This window comes from Micromonospora sp. L31, from assembly GCF_052068075.1.
In the GTDB taxonomy this organism is placed as follows: Bacteria; Actinomycetota; Actinomycetes; order Mycobacteriales; family Micromonosporaceae; genus Micromonospora; species Micromonospora purpureochromogenes.
In genome coordinates this window covers 915,480-933,096 of the sequence record NZ_JBQHDC010000001.1, presented here as the reverse complement: position 1 = coordinate 933,096, position 17,617 = coordinate 915,480, and the positions used below count along the sequence as shown (strand labels likewise).

17 protein-coding genes are annotated in these 17,617 nt (G+C 73.5%); 8 read left to right on the top strand and 9 right to left on the bottom strand.

Features of this window, described 5'->3' with window-relative positions; all coding sequences use genetic code 11:
* Positions 1 to 40: 40 nt before the first annotated feature.
* Positions 41 to 829 (bottom strand): hypothetical protein, encoded by a 789-nt coding sequence (locus ACTMS9_RS04595; RefSeq protein ID WP_441164193.1) that lies wholly within the window; start codon positions 827 to 829, stop codon positions 41 to 43.
* A gap of 54 nt (positions 830 to 883) precedes the next feature.
* On the opposite strand from ACTMS9_RS04595, the gene ACTMS9_RS04590 reads away from it, so the two are divergent.
* A complete protein-coding gene (locus ACTMS9_RS04590; protein ID WP_350794702.1) occupies positions 884 to 2,047 on the top strand; it encodes a DNA recombination protein RmuC in 1,164 nt (387 codons plus the stop codon).
* A 148-nt stretch (positions 2,048 to 2,195) separates the two neighbouring features.
* A complete protein-coding gene (locus ACTMS9_RS04585) occupies positions 2,196 to 5,513 on the top strand; it encodes a S8 family serine peptidase (RefSeq protein ID WP_441164192.1) in 3,318 nt (1,105 codons plus the stop codon).
* Positions 5,514 to 5,709: 196 nt separating this feature from the next.
* Here ACTMS9_RS04585 and ACTMS9_RS04580 read toward each other — a convergent pair whose 3' ends face one another.
* Both ACTMS9_RS04580 and ACTMS9_RS04575 read right to left on the bottom strand, forming a co-directional pair.
* Positions 5,710 to 6,162, bottom strand: coding sequence for a hypothetical protein (locus ACTMS9_RS04580; RefSeq protein WP_441147229.1), 453 nt, complete (start codon positions 6,160 to 6,162; stop codon positions 5,710 to 5,712).
* Between the two features lie 38 nt (positions 6,163 to 6,200).
* A complete protein-coding gene (locus tag ACTMS9_RS04575) occupies positions 6,201 to 7,187 on the bottom strand; it encodes a 4-hydroxy-3-methylbut-2-enyl diphosphate reductase (RefSeq protein ID WP_441164191.1) in 987 nt (328 codons plus the stop codon).
* Between the two features lie 151 nt (positions 7,188 to 7,338).
* On the opposite strand from ACTMS9_RS04575, the gene ACTMS9_RS04570 reads away from it, so the two are divergent.
* Genes ACTMS9_RS04570 through ACTMS9_RS04560 form a run of 3 tightly spaced genes read left to right on the top strand, consistent with a single transcriptional unit; the run spans position 7,339 to position 9,009 of the window.
* Positions 7,339 to 7,563 (top strand): hypothetical protein, encoded by a 225-nt coding sequence (locus ACTMS9_RS04570; RefSeq protein WP_441147232.1) that lies wholly within the window; start codon positions 7,339 to 7,341, stop codon positions 7,561 to 7,563.
* A complete protein-coding gene (xseA, locus tag ACTMS9_RS04565) occupies positions 7,560 to 8,774 on the top strand; it encodes an exodeoxyribonuclease VII large subunit (RefSeq protein WP_210776597.1) in 1,215 nt (404 codons plus the stop codon). The genes ACTMS9_RS04570 and xseA overlap by 4 nt, the downstream gene beginning before the upstream one ends.
* A gap of 22 nt (positions 8,775 to 8,796) precedes the next feature.
* Positions 8,797 to 9,009 carry an exodeoxyribonuclease VII small subunit gene (locus ACTMS9_RS04560; protein WP_088964870.1) on the top strand — a complete coding sequence of 71 codons (213 nt, stop codon included), beginning with the start codon at positions 8,797 to 8,799 and terminating at the stop codon, positions 9,007 to 9,009.
* A gap of 69 nt (positions 9,010 to 9,078) precedes the next feature.
* Here the strand turns inward: ACTMS9_RS04560 and ACTMS9_RS04555 are convergent, their stop codons facing one another.
* Both ACTMS9_RS04555 and ACTMS9_RS04550 read right to left on the bottom strand, forming a co-directional pair.
* Entirely contained in the window at positions 9,079 to 9,924 is an 846-nt protein-coding gene (locus ACTMS9_RS04555) for a hypothetical protein (protein WP_154939527.1), read from the bottom strand.
* A gap of 320 nt (positions 9,925 to 10,244) precedes the next feature.
* A complete protein-coding gene (locus tag ACTMS9_RS04550; RefSeq protein WP_441164190.1) occupies positions 10,245 to 11,057 on the bottom strand; it encodes a DUF4245 domain-containing protein in 813 nt (270 codons plus the stop codon).
* Positions 11,058 to 11,215: 158 nt separating this feature from the next.
* Between ACTMS9_RS04550 and glpX the strand changes: the two genes are divergently transcribed.
* Entirely contained in the window at positions 11,216 to 12,250 is a 1,035-nt protein-coding gene (gene glpX, locus ACTMS9_RS04545; RefSeq protein ID WP_088963962.1) for a class II fructose-bisphosphatase, read from the top strand.
* On the top strand, positions 12,247 to 13,218 hold the full coding sequence (locus tag ACTMS9_RS04540) for a DMT family transporter (RefSeq protein WP_441164189.1): 972 nt from the start codon (positions 12,247 to 12,249) through the stop codon (positions 13,216 to 13,218). Before glpX ends, ACTMS9_RS04540 begins: the two co-directional genes overlap by 4 nt.
* Positions 13,219 to 13,251: 33 nt before the next feature.
* Here the strand turns inward: ACTMS9_RS04540 and ACTMS9_RS04535 are convergent, their stop codons facing one another.
* On the bottom strand, positions 13,252 to 14,169 hold the full coding sequence (locus tag ACTMS9_RS04535; protein ID WP_441164188.1) for an NAD-dependent epimerase/dehydratase family protein: 918 nt from the start codon (positions 14,167 to 14,169) through the stop codon (positions 13,252 to 13,254).
* A gap of 141 nt (positions 14,170 to 14,310) precedes the next feature.
* On the opposite strand from ACTMS9_RS04535, the gene ACTMS9_RS04530 reads away from it, so the two are divergent.
* Positions 14,311 to 15,000 (top strand): TetR/AcrR family transcriptional regulator, encoded by a 690-nt coding sequence (locus ACTMS9_RS04530; RefSeq protein WP_441147239.1) that lies wholly within the window; start codon positions 14,311 to 14,313, stop codon positions 14,998 to 15,000.
* Between the two features lie 8 nt (positions 15,001 to 15,008).
* Here ACTMS9_RS04530 and ACTMS9_RS04525 read toward each other — a convergent pair whose 3' ends face one another.
* The 3 genes from ACTMS9_RS04525 to ACTMS9_RS04515 all read right to left on the bottom strand — a co-directional run bounded on the left by ACTMS9_RS04525 (position 15,009) and on the right by ACTMS9_RS04515 (position 17,554).
* Positions 15,009 to 15,977: an NAD(P)/FAD-dependent oxidoreductase gene (locus ACTMS9_RS04525; RefSeq protein WP_441164187.1), complete on the bottom strand. Its 969-nt coding sequence runs from the start codon at positions 15,975 to 15,977 to the stop codon at positions 15,009 to 15,011.
* Positions 15,978 to 16,095: 118 nt separating this feature from the next.
* Positions 16,096 to 16,749, bottom strand: a complete 654-nt coding sequence (locus tag ACTMS9_RS04520; RefSeq protein WP_441147243.1) for a rhomboid family intramembrane serine protease — start codon at positions 16,747 to 16,749, stop codon at positions 16,096 to 16,098.
* A 115-nt stretch (positions 16,750 to 16,864) separates the two neighbouring features.
* The gene (locus ACTMS9_RS04515; protein ID WP_441147245.1) at positions 16,865 to 17,554 is read right to left on the bottom strand and encodes a lytic transglycosylase domain-containing protein; all 690 of its coding nucleotides are present in this window, start codon (positions 17,552 to 17,554) and stop codon (positions 16,865 to 16,867) included.
* Positions 17,555 to 17,617: the final 63 nt, after the last annotated feature.

Sequence of the window (17,617 nt, the reverse complement as noted above, 5' to 3'; positions counted from 1 at the left end):
CACGCCGACCGGGGCCTTTCGCGTGCCGTTCAGCCGGCGGTCACCAGTCGCCGCCGCCGCCGAGGTCCCCGCCCCCGAAGTCCCCGCCGCCGAAGTCCCCGCCGCCGAAGTCGCCCGCCTGGTCGGCGCCGCCGAAGTCGCCCTGGTCACCGGCGTCCGTGCCCTGGTCGCCGCCGTCGCCGAAGCCCTCCTGGTAGCCGGCCTCGTAGCCGTACCCCGGGTCGGCGAAGGCCGGCGAGAAGAGCGCGTCGGCGATCAGCAGCCCGCCGAGCACCCCGGCGCCCGCGCCCAGCGCGGTCTTCCACCACGGAGTGGAGTACCAGCCGGCCGGCACCGGCCGCCCCTGGTAGCGCCCGCCCGGGTAGTAGTAGGGGGTGTCCTGGCCCGGCTGCGGGCCGGCCTTGAACGTCTGCCCCTGCACCTGCACCTGACGTTCCCTGGTCAACTCGCCGGCACCCTGCGCGGCGGCCAGCGGGGGCAGCTCCGGTCCCGGGTCCAGGCCGAGCGCCACCCGCGCCGCCCGGGCGTACGCCAGCCCCTCCAGCGCGGTCTCCCGGGCCAGCCGGTACTGCTGGACCGTCCCGGCCTGCTCCAGCTGGCTGCCGGCGGCGTTGTAGCGCTCCGCCGCGTCGACCAGCGCCTGGCGGACGGCCGGGGCGTCGCCGTGCAGGTTCATCACCTGACCGCCGAGGCGTTCGTACCAGCGCTGGGCGTCGGCGCGCACGTCGGCGAGACTGCGCGCCTCGCGGGCGGCCTGTTCCCGCCGCCACCAGACGAACCCGCCGACCAGGAGGGCCGCCACGAGAATCGCCACGAGCAGAAATTCCATGCCGCTGAACGTACCCGCAGACGTGGGGTCGTACCCGTTTGGCAAGCTCTGGTGATGGACTTCTCGACGCTGGCCGTGGTGGTCGTCTGCCTGGCCGGGGGCGGCGCGGCGGGCTGGTACGCCGCCCGGGCCCGGTCGGCCGCCGAGATCGCCCGGCTGGAGGCGACCCTGGCGGCCACCCGCGAGGGGGAGGGGCGGCTGGAGCAGTCGATGCGGGCGCTGAGCTACGAGGCGACCGCCCAGTCGCAGGAGGCGGTGGCCCGGGCGGTGGCCCCGCTGCACGACACCCTGCGCCGCTACGAGCAGCGGGTGGGCGAGCTGGAGCGCGACCGGGTCGACGCCTACGCCGAGTTGCGCGAGCAGGTCCGCGCCATGAGCACGGTCTCCGGCGAGCTGCGCACCGAGACCAAGCAGCTGGTGGCGGCGCTGCGGGCGCCGCAGGTGCGGGGTCGCTGGGGCGAGCACCAGCTGCGCCGGATCGTCGAGGCCGCCGGCATGCTGGAGCACTGCGATTTCAACGAGCAGGTCACCGCCGCCACCGACCACCAGGGGGTCCGCCCCGACCTGGTGGTCCGGCTGCACGGCGGCCGGACGGTGGTGGTGGACGCCAAGGCGCCCTTCGACGCGTACCTGACCGCGATGGAGGCGCGCGACGAGCGGGGGCGGGACACCCACCTCGACGCGCACGCGCGGCACCTGCGGGCGCATGTCGACGCGCTGGCCGCGAAGTCGTACTGGGCGGCGTTCGACTCGACGCCGGAGTTCGTGGTGCTCTTCGTGCCGGCCGACCCGTTCCTCGACGTGGCGTTGCAGCGCGACCCGACGCTGCTGGAGCACGCCTTCGCCCGCGACGTGGTGCTGGCGACCCCGGCGACCCTGGTGGCCCTGCTGCGTACGGTCGCCTACTCCTGGCGGCAGGAGGCGCTGGCCCGCAACGCGGTCGCCGTCCACTCGCTGGCCCGCGAGCTGTACGGGCGACTGTCCACCCTGGGCGACCACGTCGGCAAGCTGGGCACCTCGCTCGGTGGGGCGGTCACCGCCTACAACCGGGCGGTGGGCTCACTGGAGGCGCGGGTGCTGGTCAGCGCCCGCAAGCTGGCCGAGCTGGGCGTCTCCGACCAGGAGCTGGCCGCCCCGGCCCAGGTCGAGGTGGCGCCCCGGCAGCCGCAGGCCCCGGAGCTGTTGGATGGCACGTCCACCCTGGACCGGTCCAGCTAGCGTCCTGGATGTGACAGTGCGCACCTGCGCATGTCACGAAGTGGTCACAAGGCAGCGTTCGGTAGTGACACCACCACAACGCAGCACAAAGGATTCGCTCACGCGTGCCCTGTCATCTCAGGGCCCTGTTCTCTGGAGGAAAGAGAACGTGAGCAAACCCCGCAACCTGAGCCGGCGTACCTCCGCCGGGCTCTTCGCCTCGGTCGTGGCCGCCGGCGCCATGGCCGGCGCGGGCGGCGCCGCCACCGCAAGCGCCGCGCCCGCCACCACCCCGGACGCCCCGGCCAACGCCGTCGAGGCGCTCGGCTCGCACGACGCCAAGCTGCTCGCCGAGGCCGAGGCGAAGCACGCGCCGACCGTGACCCTGATCGTCGCCACCGAGAAGGGTGAGGCGAAGGACGTCGCCGCCGCGATGAAGGACCTCGGCGGCACGGTCAGCCAGCGCTTCGACTCGATCGGCTACGTGCTGGCCAAGGTGCCCACCGCAAAGGTGCTGAAGGCCGCCACGCTGCCGGGCGTCGCCGCGGTCGACCTCGACGAGACCATCCAGCTCCCCGACCCGACCCCGGAGTCCGCGCCGAACGGCGCAACCGCCGCGGAGCAGGGCGAGACCCTGGCCGGGCCGGGCGCCGGCACCGGCGCGGTCAACCCGTACATGCCGACCAACGAGACCGGCGCGGAGGCCTTCAAGGCCGCCCACCCCGAGTGGGACGGGCGCGGGGTCACCATCGGCATCATGGACTCCGGTGTGGACCTGGACCAGCCGGCGTTGCAGAAGACCACCACCGGGGAGCGCAAGATCGTCGACTGGGTCACCTCGACCGACCCGCTCGAGGACGCCACCTGGCGGGCGATGATCACCGAGGTGACCGGCCCGACCTTCACCATCGGCACCACCGCCTGGACGGCCCCGGCCGGCAGCTACCGGTTCGCCACCTTCCGGGAGTCGATCACCGCTCCGGCCGGCGCGACCAGCGAGGTCGGCGGTGACGTCAACCGCGACGGTGACACCACCGACTCGTGGGGGATCCTCTACGCCACCGACACCCACGACATCCGGGTGGACGTCAACGGCAACCGCGACTTCACCGACGACGAGCTGATGCGCCCGTACAAGGAGAAGTTCCAGGTCGGCCACTTCGGCACGGACAACCCCGCCACCGCCGTCCGCGAGCAGATCCCGTTCGTCGTCGAGTACCGCGAGGACGTCGACACCAACCCGGGCGACGGGCAGCCCGGCCCGTACGCCGACTTCGTCAACGTCGGCATCGTCCAGGCCACCCACGGCACGCACGTCGCCGGCATCACCGCCGCCAACGACATGCTCGGCAACAGCGCCTTCGACGGCGCGGCCCCCGGCGCCAAGCTGGTCTCCTCCCGCGCCTGCACCTGGACGGGCGGCTGCACCGCCGCGGCCCTCACCACCGGCATGGCCGACCTGGTGATCAACCGCAAGGTCGACGTGGTGAACATGTCGATCGGCGGCCTGCCGGCGCTCAACGACGGCTCGAACGCCCGCGCCCAGCTCTACAACAGCCTGATCACCACCTACGGCGTGCAGCTGTTCCTCTCGGCCGGCAACTCCGGCCCGGGCCTGAACACCATCGGCGACCCGTCGGTGGCGTCCAACGCGGTCAGCGTCGCGGCCAGCATCAGCAAGCAGACCTGGCTGGCCAACTACGGCTCGGTGGTCCGCAAGGACAACGCGCTGTTCAACTTCTCCTCGCGCGGTCCGCGGGAGGACGGCGGCTCCAAGCCGAACATCGCGGCCCCCGGCTCGGCGATCTCCACCGCGCCGACCTGGCTGCCGGGCGTGCCGGTCGCCGAGGCCGGCTACCCGCTGCCGCCGGGCTACCAGATGCTCAACGGCACCTCGATGGCCGCCCCGCAGGCCGCCGGCGCCGCCGCGCTGCTGCTCTCCGCCGCCAAGGCGAACGACCAGGGGGTCACCCCGGCCGCGCTGCGCCGGGCCATCTACAGCTCGGCCCAGCCGATCGAGGGCGTCGCCACCTACGCCCAGGGCTACGGCATGTTCAACGTGCCGGGCGCCTGGGAGCTGCTGGACCAGGGCGTCGAGGCCCGCTCGTACACCTCGGACGCGCCGGTCTGCACCGAACTGTCGGCGAACCTGACCCGCTACGACGCCGGCACCGGCACGTTCGTGCCGAACCCCGACCGGGGCACGGGCGTCTACAACCGTTGCGCCGCCGGGCAGGGCGGCCAGAAGGTCAACCAGACGAAGACCTACAAGGTCAAGGTCACCCGTACCAGCGGACCGGCTGGCAACATCCGGCACGACGTCGACCTGCGCGGCGACGACGGCACGTTCACCGCGCCGAAGTCGGTGGTGCTGCCGCTGAACAAGGCGGTCACCGTCAACGTGGTCGCCAAGCCGCGTACCGACGGGGCGCACGGCGCGCTCCTGACCATCGACGACCCGGCCACCAACGTGGTCGACTTCGAGGTCTCCACCGTGGTGGCCGTCTCCAACGACGTGAAGAAGCCCGACTACTCGTGGTCCACCGAGGGTTCGGTCGACCGCAACAGCTTCACCTCGTACTTCGTGACGGTCCCGGCCGGCGCGGGCGCGCTCCAGGTCAACCTCTCCGGCATCGCCACCGGTTCGCAGACCCGGTTCATCGCCATCAACCCGTACGGCATCCCGGTGGAGAGCACCGCCAGCACTGCCTGCTACACCAACTTCTCCAACCCGGCGGCCTGCAAGCCGCAGGAGCGGGACTACCAGAACCCGATCCCGGGTGTCTGGGAGATCGAGGTGGAGGCCCGGCGCACCTCGCCGGCGCTGAACAACCCGTATCAGCTCCAGGCCCGGGTGCAGGGCGTCAAGGTCGAGCCGGCCGTGGTCGCACTGCCGTCGGTGACCGCCGGCACCCCGACCCAGGTCTCCTGGGGCCTGACCAACACCTTCGGCCCGGTGTCGGTGGCCGGCCAGGGCGGTGCGCTGTCCAGCGTGCACGCCGAGCGGCCGACCATCGCCCAGGGCGCGCAGCAGGAGTACACCGTGACGGTGCCGGCCGGGGCGACCAGCTTCACCGCCCGGATCGGCAACACCGCCGACCTCGGCGCCGACCTGGACCTGTCGGTCTTCCTGGGCGCCACCCGGGTGGGCCGGTCGGCCGACGGTGACTCGGAGGAGGCGGTGACCCTGACCGACCCGGCCGCCGGCACCTACCGGGTCGTGGTGGACGGGTACGCCGTCGACGGTCCGGGCACCAGCACCGCCTACGACTACCGGGACTCGTTCTCGGCGCCGTCGCTGGGCACGCTGACCGCCCCGACCACCCCGCTGCCGCTGCAGAACGGCGACACCGCCGCCCTGACCGGTACGGTGACCGCCCTGTCCGCCCCGGCCGCCGGCCGGGAGCTCTACGGCGACCTGGCCGTCACCACGACCGAGGGCGCGGTCGTCGGCCGTGGCTCGGTCGCGATCGGCGCGGTGAACTGAGCACCGCCTGACGGCGGTCTCCGGACCGCCGAGCACCACAGGAGCCCGTCCCCGGTCCCCGGGGGCGGGCTCCCCGCTTCCCCCCTTTGCTCTGCTGCGGCGGGGGCGACACTGGGAGCGCTTCGCCGTCGCCGGGAGGGCAGCAGAGCAAAGCGAGGGGGACAGGTCCCCTGCCCCCGGACGGTCGGCGCTTGCCTCAGGAGCGGCGGGCGGACTCGACGACGAAGGGGGTGCCCTGCTGGCAGGTGGTCATCATGTCCGGCTTGGGCTGGCCGGTGACGGTGACCCGGGCGCCGACGGCGAGCACGTCCCGGGGGCCGCCGATGAGCTGGTAGCCCTCGACCAGCAGGCAGTTCGGCTCCACCCCGGCCTGGACGGTGCCGGTGATGGTGGTGGCGCCCGGGCCGGGCGGCACGCTGGGGCCGACCGGCGGCCGCTTGGTCGGCGGCAGCGCGGTCGGGGGCGGAGCGGTCGGCGGGACGGCGGTCGGGTCGCCCGGCTGCGCCGGGCCGCTGCTGGGCGCGCTGGTCACCGGCAATCCTTCCGAGGGGCTGGGGGTGCCCGTCCGGTCGTCGCCGTCCTGGCCACCGCAGGCGGTCAGCGCCGCGCAGGCGACCAGGGCGGCGAGGACCATCCGAGGAGTCTTCATGCCCACTGGGACGTGACCGGCGGGCGATCCGTTCCCGGTCAGGCCCGCGCGGCGGCGGCCTTCATGTCGCGCTTGAGCTCCTGCGGCAGCGAGAAGGTCAGCCGCTCGTTGGCGGTGGTGATCTCCTCGACGTCGGTGAAGCCCCGCGCGCCGAGGTGGGTCAGCACGTCCTGCACCAGCTCGTCCGGCACGCTCGCGCCGGACGTGACGCCGACCGTGCCGGCACCGGCCAGCCAGGCGTCGTCGATCTCGTGCGCGAAGTCGACCAGGTGCCCGGCGCGGGCGCCGGCGTCCAGGGCGACCTCGACCAGGCGCACCGAGTTGGAGGAGTTGCGCGAGCCGACGACGATCACCACGTCGCACTCGGGGGCGATCTCCTTGACCACGTGCTGCCGGTTGGAGGTGGCGTAGCAGATGTCGTCGCTGGGCGGCGACTGGAGCAGCGGCAGCCGGGACTTGAGCCGGGCGACCGTCTCCAGCGTCTCGTCCACCGACAGGGTGGTCTGGGAGAGCCATACGACCTTGTTCGGGTCCCGCACGGTGACCTTGTCGACGCCGTCGGGGCCGTCCACCAGCTGGATGTGCGCGGGGGCCTCGCCGGCGGTGCCGATGACCTCCTCGTGCCCCTCGTGGCCGATCAGCAGGATGTCGTAGTCCTCGGCGGCGAACCGCTTCGCCTCCTGGTGCACCTTGGTCACCAGCGGGCAGGTCGCGTCGATCGCCTTCAGCGAGCGCGCCTTCGCCTGCTCGTAGACCTCCGGGGCGACGCCGTGCGCGGAGAAGATGACGGTGGCGCCCTCCGGCACCTCCTCGTTCTCCTCGACGAAGATCGCGCCCTGGGCCTCCAACGTCCGCACCACGTGCTTGTTGTGCACGATCTGCTTGCGCACGTAGATCGGGGCGCCGTAGAGCTTGAGCGCCTCCTCCACGGTCTGCACCGCCCGGTCGACGCCCGCGCAGTAGCCGCGGGGCTTGGCCAGGAGCACGCGCTTGCCGGTCCGGGGGGTCGTCTCAGCCTGGGTCACCCGACCATCGTACGTGCCGGGTTTTCCGCCGGCAGCGGCTGCGACCCTCACCACAGCCGGGGCCGGGGACTGGCAGAAATGGCGGACCGGCAGCGCCCACGGCCGCCGGCCACCAGCCGAAACCCACATTTCGGGTACGAAAGGACGCGCGATGGTGATCCAGAAGACCCGCCGATGTTCGCCCTTCGGCGCGCTCGGCCTCACGGTCGCCGACGACGGCTGGACGATCAGCACGGTCGACGGCGCGACCGCCGCGCCCTGGGAAAACACCGTGGCGATCACCGAGCAGGGCCCGTGGGGCCCCGCCCCGGCGAGCGGCACGCGCTGTCAGGGCTGCCGCAGGTCGTCGGGGGCTGACCGTAGGGTGGGCGGGTGACCGACGCCCCGCGCAGCACCCCCGAGGAGCCCTGGCCGGTCCGGGTGGTCAGCCAGAAGGTCGGCGCCTGGATCGCCAAGCTCGGCTGGGTCTGGGTGGACGGCCAGGTGGCGCAGATCAGCCGGCGCCCCGGCGCCAGCACCGTCTTCCTCACCCTGCGCGACCCGTCCGCCGACCTCAGCCTGACCGTCACCACCAACCGGGACGTCCTCGACTCCGGCGCGCCGGAGCTGCGCGAGGGCGCCCGGGTGGTGCTGCACGCCAAGCCGGAGTTCTACGCGGCCCGCGGCACGCTGAGCCTGCGCGCCGACGAGATCCGCCAGGTGGGGCTCGGCGAGCTGCTGGCCCGGCTGGAGAAGCTCAAGAAGCTGCTCGCGGCGGAGGGGCTCTTCGACCGGTCCCGCAAGCGCCGCCCCCCGTTCCTGCCGCAGCGGGTCGGGCTGATCACCGGGCGCGCCTCGGCCGCCGAGCGGGACGTGCTGACCAACGCCCGGCGGCGCTGGCCGGCGGTGGAGTTCCGCACGGTCAACGTGGCGGTGCAGGGGCCGAGCGCGGTGCCGCAGATCGTCGACGCGTTGAAGGTGCTCGACGCCGATCCGAGCATCGACGTGATCATCCTGGCCCGGGGCGGCGGCGGCATCGAGGACCTGCTGCCCTTCTCCGACGAGGCGCTGTGCCGGGCGGTCTTCGCCTGCCGCACCCCGGTGGTCAGCGCGATCGGCCACGAGACGGACGCACCGCTGGTCGACTACGTCGCCGACGTCCGCGCGTCCACGCCGACCGACGCGGCCAAGCGGGTCGTGCCCGACCTCACCGAGGAGGTCCGCCTCATCGGCCAGGCCCGGTCCCGGCTGGAACGCGCGGTCCGCAACCTGGTCGACCGGGAATCGCACCGGCTCGCCCTGCTCCGTTCCCGACCGGTGCTGGCCCGCCCGCAGGTGATGGTCGACCAGCGGGCCGCCGAGGTGAGCGCGCTGCGGGACCGGACCGGCCGCTGCCTGGACCACCGGCTCGGCGCCGCCGACGACGACCTGCGGCACACCCTGGCCCGGTTGCGCGCGCTCTCCCCCGCGGCCACCCTCGACCGCGGGTACGCGATCGTGCAGCGCGCCGACGGCCACGTCGTCCGCGCCGCCGCCGAGGTGGCCAAGGGCGACCCCCTGCGGGTGCGCCTCGCCGACGGTGAGCTGACCGCGACCGTCGACGGCTGAGGAGTGTGGTGGGATGGGTGCGATGACCGACGAGACGAAGGACGAGCGGCTCAGCTACGAGCAGGCTCGCGCCGAGCTGGCCCAGGTGGTCGAGAAGCTGGAGGCCGGCGGCACCTCGCTGGAGGAGTCGCTGGCGCTGTGGGAGCGCGGCGAGAAGCTGGCCGAGGTCTGCCAGCGCTGGCTGGACGGCGCCCGGGCCCGCATCGACGCCGCCCGGCAGGCCGCCGACTCCTGACGCCTGCCCTGGGCAGCGGACAGCAGCGGCGGGGCGACCGACAGCCGCCCCGCCACCGCAGTCGACGGCTCAGTTGAACAGGTTGTAGAACTCCTTGGGCGCCTCGACCACCTGGTCGGCCGGCGGCTTCTGCGCGGCGGCGGCGTTGCCGTAGTCCGAGTAGGTGACCTTGATGTCCTGCGCGGCGTTCTGGCCGGCGGCCGGAATCTGGACCACCATCTCGCTGAGCCGGCCCTGCGGGTCCAGCTTCGCCGTGAACGGCACCGACTTGGCCTGCGGGCCGAGCGCGGTGATCACGGACTGGTCCACCGAGCCGGCCTCGGCGGCCTTCGACACGTCGAGCGTGCCGGCGTAAGTGCCCTGGCCGGTCTGCCGTACCTCGGTGATGCCCTGGGTCAGCACCTCGCTGCCGGCCGGGTCGATCTTGTCGAAGTCGAAGCCCAGCGCCTTGTTGCCCTTGATCCGGGTCTGGTCGAGGTGCTGGTACTTGCCGAGGTTGAGCTTCTGCGCGCCCGGGATGCTGCCGGCGGACTTGCCGCCCAGTTCCAGCTTCACCCAGCTGTCCGGCTTGGCGTGGATCAGGTCGAGCTTCATCGACAGGTCCGAGGACGCGTCACCGATCAGGACGCGCATCTCGGCGCTCTGGCTCGGCTCGTGCACCTGCCCCTCGGCGCTCGAACCGGCGCCGGACATGGTGAACCGGAAGTTGCCGTTCCTGATCTCGTTGGTGGAGTTGAGCAGGGCCTGCTTGGCGTCGCCGTTGACCGCGCCGGAGGCCCCCGGCGAGGCGCTGCCGGAGACCGTGGGGGACGCGGAGGCCCCCGCCTCGCCGGTCCCGGTGCTGTTGCAGGCGGCAAGCCCAGGAGTGAGCAGCGTCGCGGCGAAGACCGCCGCGCTGAAGCGCCGAATGGTCACGTGAACCTCTCAAGTGGGTCGTCCGGCCCGCGGGGGCGCCGGAGGCGTGGCGTCGAGGCGTTGCACCTGCCCCGCCGCACGAGTCCCGTCCGGCCCGACGGAACGAGCCGGCAAGGTCGCGTACCTTCTGTTCCCTGACGCCGCGTTCGGCAATCCCTGTCCGGTCCACTTGATGGAACGCCGCTCCTCGGTGGGGCGGCGCAGCACGCCGCACCCCACCCCGGGAAGTCAGTCCTTGAACATCTCGTAGACCTGGTCGGACGCCTCGACGACCTGCTTCGCCGGGGGCTTCTGCACAGGCCCGCCCAGGCCCGGCGGCGTCAGCGCAACGAGCCGGCGAGCTGCCGCAGCTCGTTCTCCCGGGCGTCGCCGATCACCAGGATCGTGCGGTTCGGTTCGAGCAGCACCAGGGCCTGGTCGTTGCCCCGGCCGGTGTACCGCTGCCAGTTGCGCCCGCCCAGGTCGGTGGGCCCCTGGGGCTGCCCCTCGGCGGTCAGCTCGGCCGGCAGCAGCCTCTCCGGCGGCACGTTGCTCTGCACCAGCTGGACGCCCCGCCCCTCCGGAGTGAGATAGCCGACGCGCAGGTTGGCGCCGCCCTCGACCGTGCGGTAGCTGGCGCTGACCGTACGCCAGCCGGAGCTCAGCCCGGCCGGCTCGCTGACCGGGAAGGCGTTCGCCGCGCGGGCCTGCTCGTAGGCGGGCGCGGCGTCGATCACGGTCGGCTGCTCGCCGCCGAGGAAACCCCGGTAGAAGGCGACCAGCAGGGCGATCGGGACGAGGAGCACCAGCAGCGAGAGCGCCATGTCCTTCGGCGACCGCTCGGAGCGGGACTTCTCCTTGCCGACGGGCCGCCCGCCGGCGGCCGGCCGCGCCGGCGGCACGTCGGCGTCCACTGCGGCGGCGTCGGGCGTCGGCTCGACCAGCGCCGGCTCGCCGCCGCCGCCGGTGCCGGCGGTCGTCTCTACCAGCGCCGCCTCGGTGCCGGCCCCGGTGGCCGAGCCGCCGCCGGCCGGTCCCTTCGACGGGCCGGACCCGGCCACCGCGTCGGTCGCCCCGGTCGGGGGCACCGGCGGCTGGCCGTCGGGCGGGGTCTGGTCGGCGGGTACGCGGTCGGCAGGCTGTGCGGGGTCCACCCGTCCATTCTCGCAGCCGCGCGGGTGACCGATCCCGCCCACCACCGCCCCGCCCCGACACCGGACCTGTCATCGTGTGAGGATCAGCGACAAAGCCGGCAGCGGCGACCGCAGCACCCTGCCGGTCCACCCCGCAACGTCGCGAGGAGGAAGCCGTCATGACGACGAACACCAGGACGCGGATCCCCCAGGATCTCGACCGCAACCTTGCCCTCGACCTGGTCCGGGTCACCGAGGCAGCGGCGATGGCCGCCGGCCGGTGGGTCGGCCGGGGCGACAAGGAGGGCGGCGACGGGGCAGCCGTCGACGCGATGCGCAAGCTGATCAACTCGATCCCGATGCGCGGGGTGGTGGTGATCGGCGAGGGCGAGAAGGACAACGCGCCGATGCTCTTCAACGGCGAAGAGGTGGGCGACGGCACCGGACCCGAGGTGGACGTCGCGGTGGACCCGGTCGACGGCACCACGCTGATGAGCAAGGGCATGCCGAACGCGCTGGCGGTGCTCGCGGTCTCCGAGCGCGGCGCGATGTTCGACCCGAGCGCGGTCTTCTACATGGAGAAGCTGGCCGTCGGTCCGATGTACGCCGACGTGGTGGACATCAACGCCGGGGTGGCCGACAACCTGCGCCGGATCGCCAAGGTCAAGGGCACCGACGTCTCCGAGGTGACGGTCTGCGTGCTGGACCGCTCCCGCCACGACGACCTGGTCAAGCAGATCCGGCGTACCGGGGCGGGCATCCGGTTCATCTCCGACGGCGACATCGCGGGCTCGATCGCGGCCGCCCGGGGCGAGTCCGACGTCGACGTGCTGATGGGCATCGGCGGCACGCCGGAGGGGATCATCTCGGCCTGCGCGCTCAAGTGCATGGGCGGGGCGATGCAGGCCAAGCTCTGGCCGCGCGACGCCGAGGAGCGGGAGAAGGCGCTGGCCGCCGGGCACGACCTGGACCGGGTGCTCAGCACCGACGACCTGGTCACCGGCGACAACTGCTTCTTCGTGGCCACCGGTGTCACCTCCGGTGACCTGCTGCGCGGCGTGCGCTACCGGGCGGGCGGGGCGTACACCCAGTCGATCGTGATGCGCTCCAAGAGCGGCACGATCCGGGTGATCGACTCGTACCACCGGCTGGAGAAGCTGGCCCTCTACTCGGCGGTCGACTTCGACGGCCGGCCGCTGGCCGAGCAGGAGTGAGTAGGGCCGGGACGGCGGTCCGTCCGACCGTCCCGGGGTCCCGGCGGATCGTCGCGACCGGGTTGGCGACCGCCTCGGGGGTCACCGTGGCCGTGCAGTCCCGGATCAACGGCGAACTGGGCGTACGCCTGGCCGACGGGATCGCCGCCGCGGTGGTCTCGTTCGGGCTGGGCCTGCTGGTGCTGCTGGTGCTGGTCCCCGCCACCCCGGGTGGGCGGCGGGGACTGCGCGACCTGCGCGCGGCGCTGCGGGACGGCTCGCTGCGCCCGTGGCAGTGCCTGGGCGGGTTGTGCGGGGCGTTCCTGGTCGCCACCCAGGGGCTCACCATCGGCACGCTCGGGGTGGCCGTCTTCACGGTGGCGGTGGTGGCCGGCCAGTCCGCGAGCAGTCTGGCGGTGGACCGGGCCGGGGTGGGCCCGGCCGGCCGGCAGCCGGTGACGCCGAGCCGGCTGGCCGGTGCGGCGCTGACCGTGCTCGCCGTCCTGCTGGCGGTGGGCGACCGGCTGGGCGACCCGGGAGCCCTGGTGCTGGCCCTGCTGCCGCTGCTGGCCGGGGTCGGCATCGCCTGGCAGCAGGCGGTCAACGGTCGGGTCCGGGTCGCCTCGGGCAGCGCCCTGGCGGCCACGCTGGTCAACTTCACCGTCGGCACGGCCGCCCTGCTGGTCACCTTCGCAGTCGACGGCGCGGTCCGGGGCTGGCCGACCGGCGCCCTGCCCGCCGAGCCGTGGCTCTACCTGGGCGGGCCGATCGGCATCGTGTTCATCGCGATCGCGGCGGCGATCGTCCGCTTCACCGGGGTGCTGCTGCTCGGGCTGGCCACCATCGCGGGGCAGATCGTCGGGGCCGTACTGCTGGACCTGGTCCTGCCGACCGCGGCCTCGCACCCGGGGCCGGCGACCCTGGCGGGTGCCGCGCTGACCCTGGTGGCGGTGCTGGTGGCCGCGCTCGGCCCGGCGCCCCGCCGCTGAGCCCGGGCCGGGCTCGCGGCGGGTGCCGGCGGGTCAGCGGCGCAGGGCCGTGACCGTCTCCTCGATCGCGCGGTCCAGCGGCGTCGCCTCGATGCCGAGGGTGGCGGTGGCGGCGGTGGAGTCCATCAGATACGGCCGGTCGAACTGGTAGGCGGTCTCGCGCAGCTCCCGCGCGAACGGGTCGGCCAGGCCGCCGAGCCAGAGCACCGGGTAGGGCATCCGGGTCAGCTTCGGCGCGGGCGCGCCGACCAGCGCCGCCGCGCGGGTGGCCAGCTCGCGCATGCCGGCGGCGGGTGCGCTGGGCACGTGCCAGGCCCGGCCCCAGGCCCGCGCGTCGGCGGCGGCCGCGACGAGGGTACGGGCGACGTCCGGGATGTACGTCCAGGTGTGCGGGGCGTCCCAGGCGACCGGGAGGAAGACCCGCCGTCCGTCGAGCACCCGGGGCAGCACCAGCATCGGCAGGGACGTGCCGCCGGCGCCGAGGTAGTCGGAACCGCGCACCTCGGTGACCCGGGCCCGGCCGGCCCGGTGGGCGGCGAGCGCCTCGGTCCACATCCGGTTGCGCACCCGGCCCTTGGTGCCGGTGGCGGCGAGCGGGGTCTGCTCGGTCATCGGGCCGTCGACCGGCCCGTACCCGTAGAGGTTGCCGACCGTGGCGAGCACGGCGCCGGTCCGCTCGGCGGCGGTGAGCAGCGCGCCGGCCAGCGGCGGCCAGTCGGTCGGCCACCGGTGGTACGCCGGGTTCGCGCAGTTGTACAGGGCGTCCGCGCCCTCGGTCAGCGCGGTGAGCCGGTCGGCGTCGGCGGCGTCGGCGGCGACCCGCTCGACGGCGGGGTGCTCCGGCCCGCTGCCCCGGCGGGTCACCACCCGGACGCGCTCACCCCGCTCGGCGAGGAGACGGGCGGTGGCCGTGCCGACCGGACCGGAGCCGACGATCACGTGCAGCGACATGGGAACGCCTTTCGAAGCGGGGATACAAACCGAGAGCACTGCTCTCACTTGCCGACACCAGCATGCCCGCCCATCCACCGAGTCGTCAAGAGCAGTGCTCTCTTTTTTGATTGCCGCTCCAGTCCGTGGCAGAGTGGACCCATGCCCGCTTCCTCGATCCGCGCCCGGGTCCGCGCCGAGATGCTCGACGAGATCAAGGCGGTGGCCCGCCGCCACCTCGCCACCGACGGCGCCAACCTCTCGCTGCGGGCGGTCGCCCGGGACATGGGGATGGTCTCCTCCGCCATCTACCGCTACTTCCCGAGCCGCGACGACCTGCTCACCGCGCTGATCCTGGAGGCGTACGACGCGCTCGGCGACGCGGTGGAGTCGGCCGACGCCGGCGCCGACCGGCAGGACCTGCGCGGCCGCTGGCACGCGGTGTGCCGGGCGGCCCGGGACTGGGCGCTCGCCCACCCCGCCGAGTACGCCCTGCTCTACGGCAGCCCGGTGCCCGGGTACGCCGCACCCGACGACACCGTCCTGCCGGCCCAGCGCCCGCCGGTGACCCTGGTCGGCATCCTGCACGACGGGCTGGTCGACGGGCGGCTGGCCGCCCCCGACGACGAGCTGCCCGAACCGGTACGCGCCGACCTGGCCGAGATCGCCGCCGGGCTCTTCCCCGGCCTGCCGGAGTCGCTGCTGGCTCGGGGCATGGCCGGCTGGACGCAGCTGTTCGGTCTGATCAGCTTCGAGCTGTTCGGCCGGCTCAACCGGGCGGTCCCGCACCGGGACGCGTACTTCGACCACCAGACCGGGCTGATGGCCGACCTCATCGGCCTGCCCCGCTGACGGTCGCCTCAGCCGGCGTCGGAGGAGTGGCCCGGGAACAGGTGGGCGCTCGGGTCGATGGCGACGGCGGCGTTGTTGACCGCGGTGGCCGCCTCGCCGAAGCCGGTGGCGATCAGCCGCACCTTGCCCGGGTATTCCGTGATGTCCCCGGCGGCGAAGACGCGCGGCAGGTTGGTCGCCATCGCGCTGTCCACCACGATGTGCCGGCGGTCCAGGCGCAGCCCCCACTCGGCCAACGGTCCGAGGTCGGCGGTGAAGCCCAGCGCTGCCACCACCGTGTCGACCGGCAGGGTCTCGGCGTCGCCGCCGCGCACGGTGATGTCGGCGGCGGTCACCGTGGCGTCCCCGTGCAGCCTGGTCAGCTCGGCGTTGACGATCACCCGCACCGGCAGCGCCAGCACCCGGGAGACCGTCGACGCGTGCGCCCGGAACTTCTCCCGCCGGTGCACCAGCGTCACCGAGCGGGCCAGCGGTTGCAGGGTCAACGCCCAGTCGAAGGCCGAGTCCCCGCCGCCGACGATCAGCACGTCCCGGTCGGCCAGTGCCGTCGGCTCGGGTACGAAGTAGACGATCCCGCCGCCCACGAAGCTCTCCGCCACCGGCAGCGGGCGCGGGGTGAAACTGCCCAGCCCACCGGTGATCACCACCGCGCCGCAGCGCAGCTGGTCACCGCCGGCGAGCCCGAGCACCGGCTTGCCGTCGACGTAGGCGAGCTTCTCCGCCCGGGTACCGAGCAGGTACTCCGGGTGGAACGGCGCGGCCTGGGCCACCAGGTTCGCCACCAGGTCCCGTCCCTTGACGGCGGGGAAGCCGGCGACGTCCAGGATCAGCTTCTCCGGATACATCGCGGTGATCTGCCCGCCCGGCTCGGGCAGCGCGTCGACGACCGCCACGGACAGCCCGCGGAACCCGGCGTAGTACGCGGCGAACAGGCCGGTCGGGCCGGCCCCGATCACCGCGACATCGACCTCGCGCATGGGCGTACCGTCGCTTTCCGCTGGCGGATCAACGCGTGCTGATGCCGACGGTAGGCCCGACGCACCGGCCGGGCAAGCATGTCCCGATCTCCGGTGGCCCAGCGGCGGGTCGCCCGACTCAGGGCATGGTGAGGGTCGACTCCGAGTGGTACGGCCCGCCCGGCTCGGGCCGGCGGCGCCGGAACAGGATCGCCGCGACCACCCCGCCGAGCAGCCCGAACAGGTGCCCCTGCCAGGAGATCCGCTCGTCGGTGGGGAGGATGCCGAGCAGCTGCCAGCCGTAGAGCAAGCCGACCAGCAGCACCACCGCCAGGTTCCACCAGCTGCGCTCCACCAGGCCCCGGGTCAGCAGCATGCCGAGGTAGCCGAAGATCACCCCGCTGGCGCCGACGACCACCGAGTTGGGCGCGCCGGTGAACCAGACGCCGAGCCCGCTGACCAGCACGATGATCAGGGTGGACCAGAGGAAGCGCCGGGTGCCGGCGGCGAGCACGAAGGTGCCGAGCAGGATCAGCGGGATGCTGTTGCTGTAGAGGTGCTCGAAGCCGTGGTGCAGGAACGGCGAGAAGAAGACCCCGTCCAGGCCCTGGATGCGGTGCGGGATGATCCCCGCGGCCACGTCGAGGCCGAAGTCGAGCCCCTGGTCGAGGGCCTCGATGAGGAAGAGGAACGGCACGACCGCGCACATGGCGACGAAGGCCCGGCCGAGGGCGGCGTAGAACGCGTCGGTGCCGAACCGGGTCGGGTCGCCGCCCGCTGGGTGCAGGGTCACCCTGACAGGGGTATCAGCATTCGTGGCCGACCGCCACCTGGGCGGCGCGCCGGCCCGGACCACGACGAGGGCGGGGCGGGTGGTCGCCCACCCGCCCCGCCCTCGTTCGCGACGATCAGTACCAGCCGACGTTCTGGCTGTGCGCCCAGGCGCCGCAGGGGTTGTCGTACCGGCCCTCGATGTAGCCCAGGCCCCACTTGATCTGGGTGGCCGGGTTGGTCCGCCAGTCGTCGGCGACCGTGCCCATCTTGCTGCCCGGCAGGGCCTGCGGGATGCCGTACGCCCCGGAGGAGGGGTTGCTGGCCTTGTGGTTCCAGCCGCTCTCCTTCGTCCAGAGCTTGTCCAGGCACGGCATCTGGTCGATCTTGAAGCCGGCGTCGAGCAGCAGCGCGCAGCCGATCTCGCGGTTGCCGCTGAACTCGTTGCAGGACGCGGGGATCGGACCGGTGAACGGCTGGGTCTTGGCCTCGGCCTCCTTGGCCGCCGCCTCCCGCGCCTTCTTCCGGGACGCCGCAGCGGCCTCGGCCTCGCGGGCCCGCTCGGCGGCCTCCTTGGCGGCCGCGGCGGCCCGCAGCTTCGCCTGGTACTCGGCGGCCCGCTGCTTGGCGGAGCTGCGCTGGTGGTCGGCCTGCCGCTCGCGCTGGTAGTCGTACTCGGCCTGGTCGACCTGGAGGCCGACCTGCGCGGTCAGGCCCTGTTGCTGGGTTTCCCGGTCTTCGCCCAGATAGAAGCCGCCGGCAACGCCCACGGAGAGCAGTGCGACGGCGGCCGTACGGGCGCCGAACCGGCTCCACAGCCGACTCACGAAGTGGTCCCTTCGTCGGGGGCAAGGACGCGGCGCGGGCCGGCCGTCTCCGGACGCGGTCGT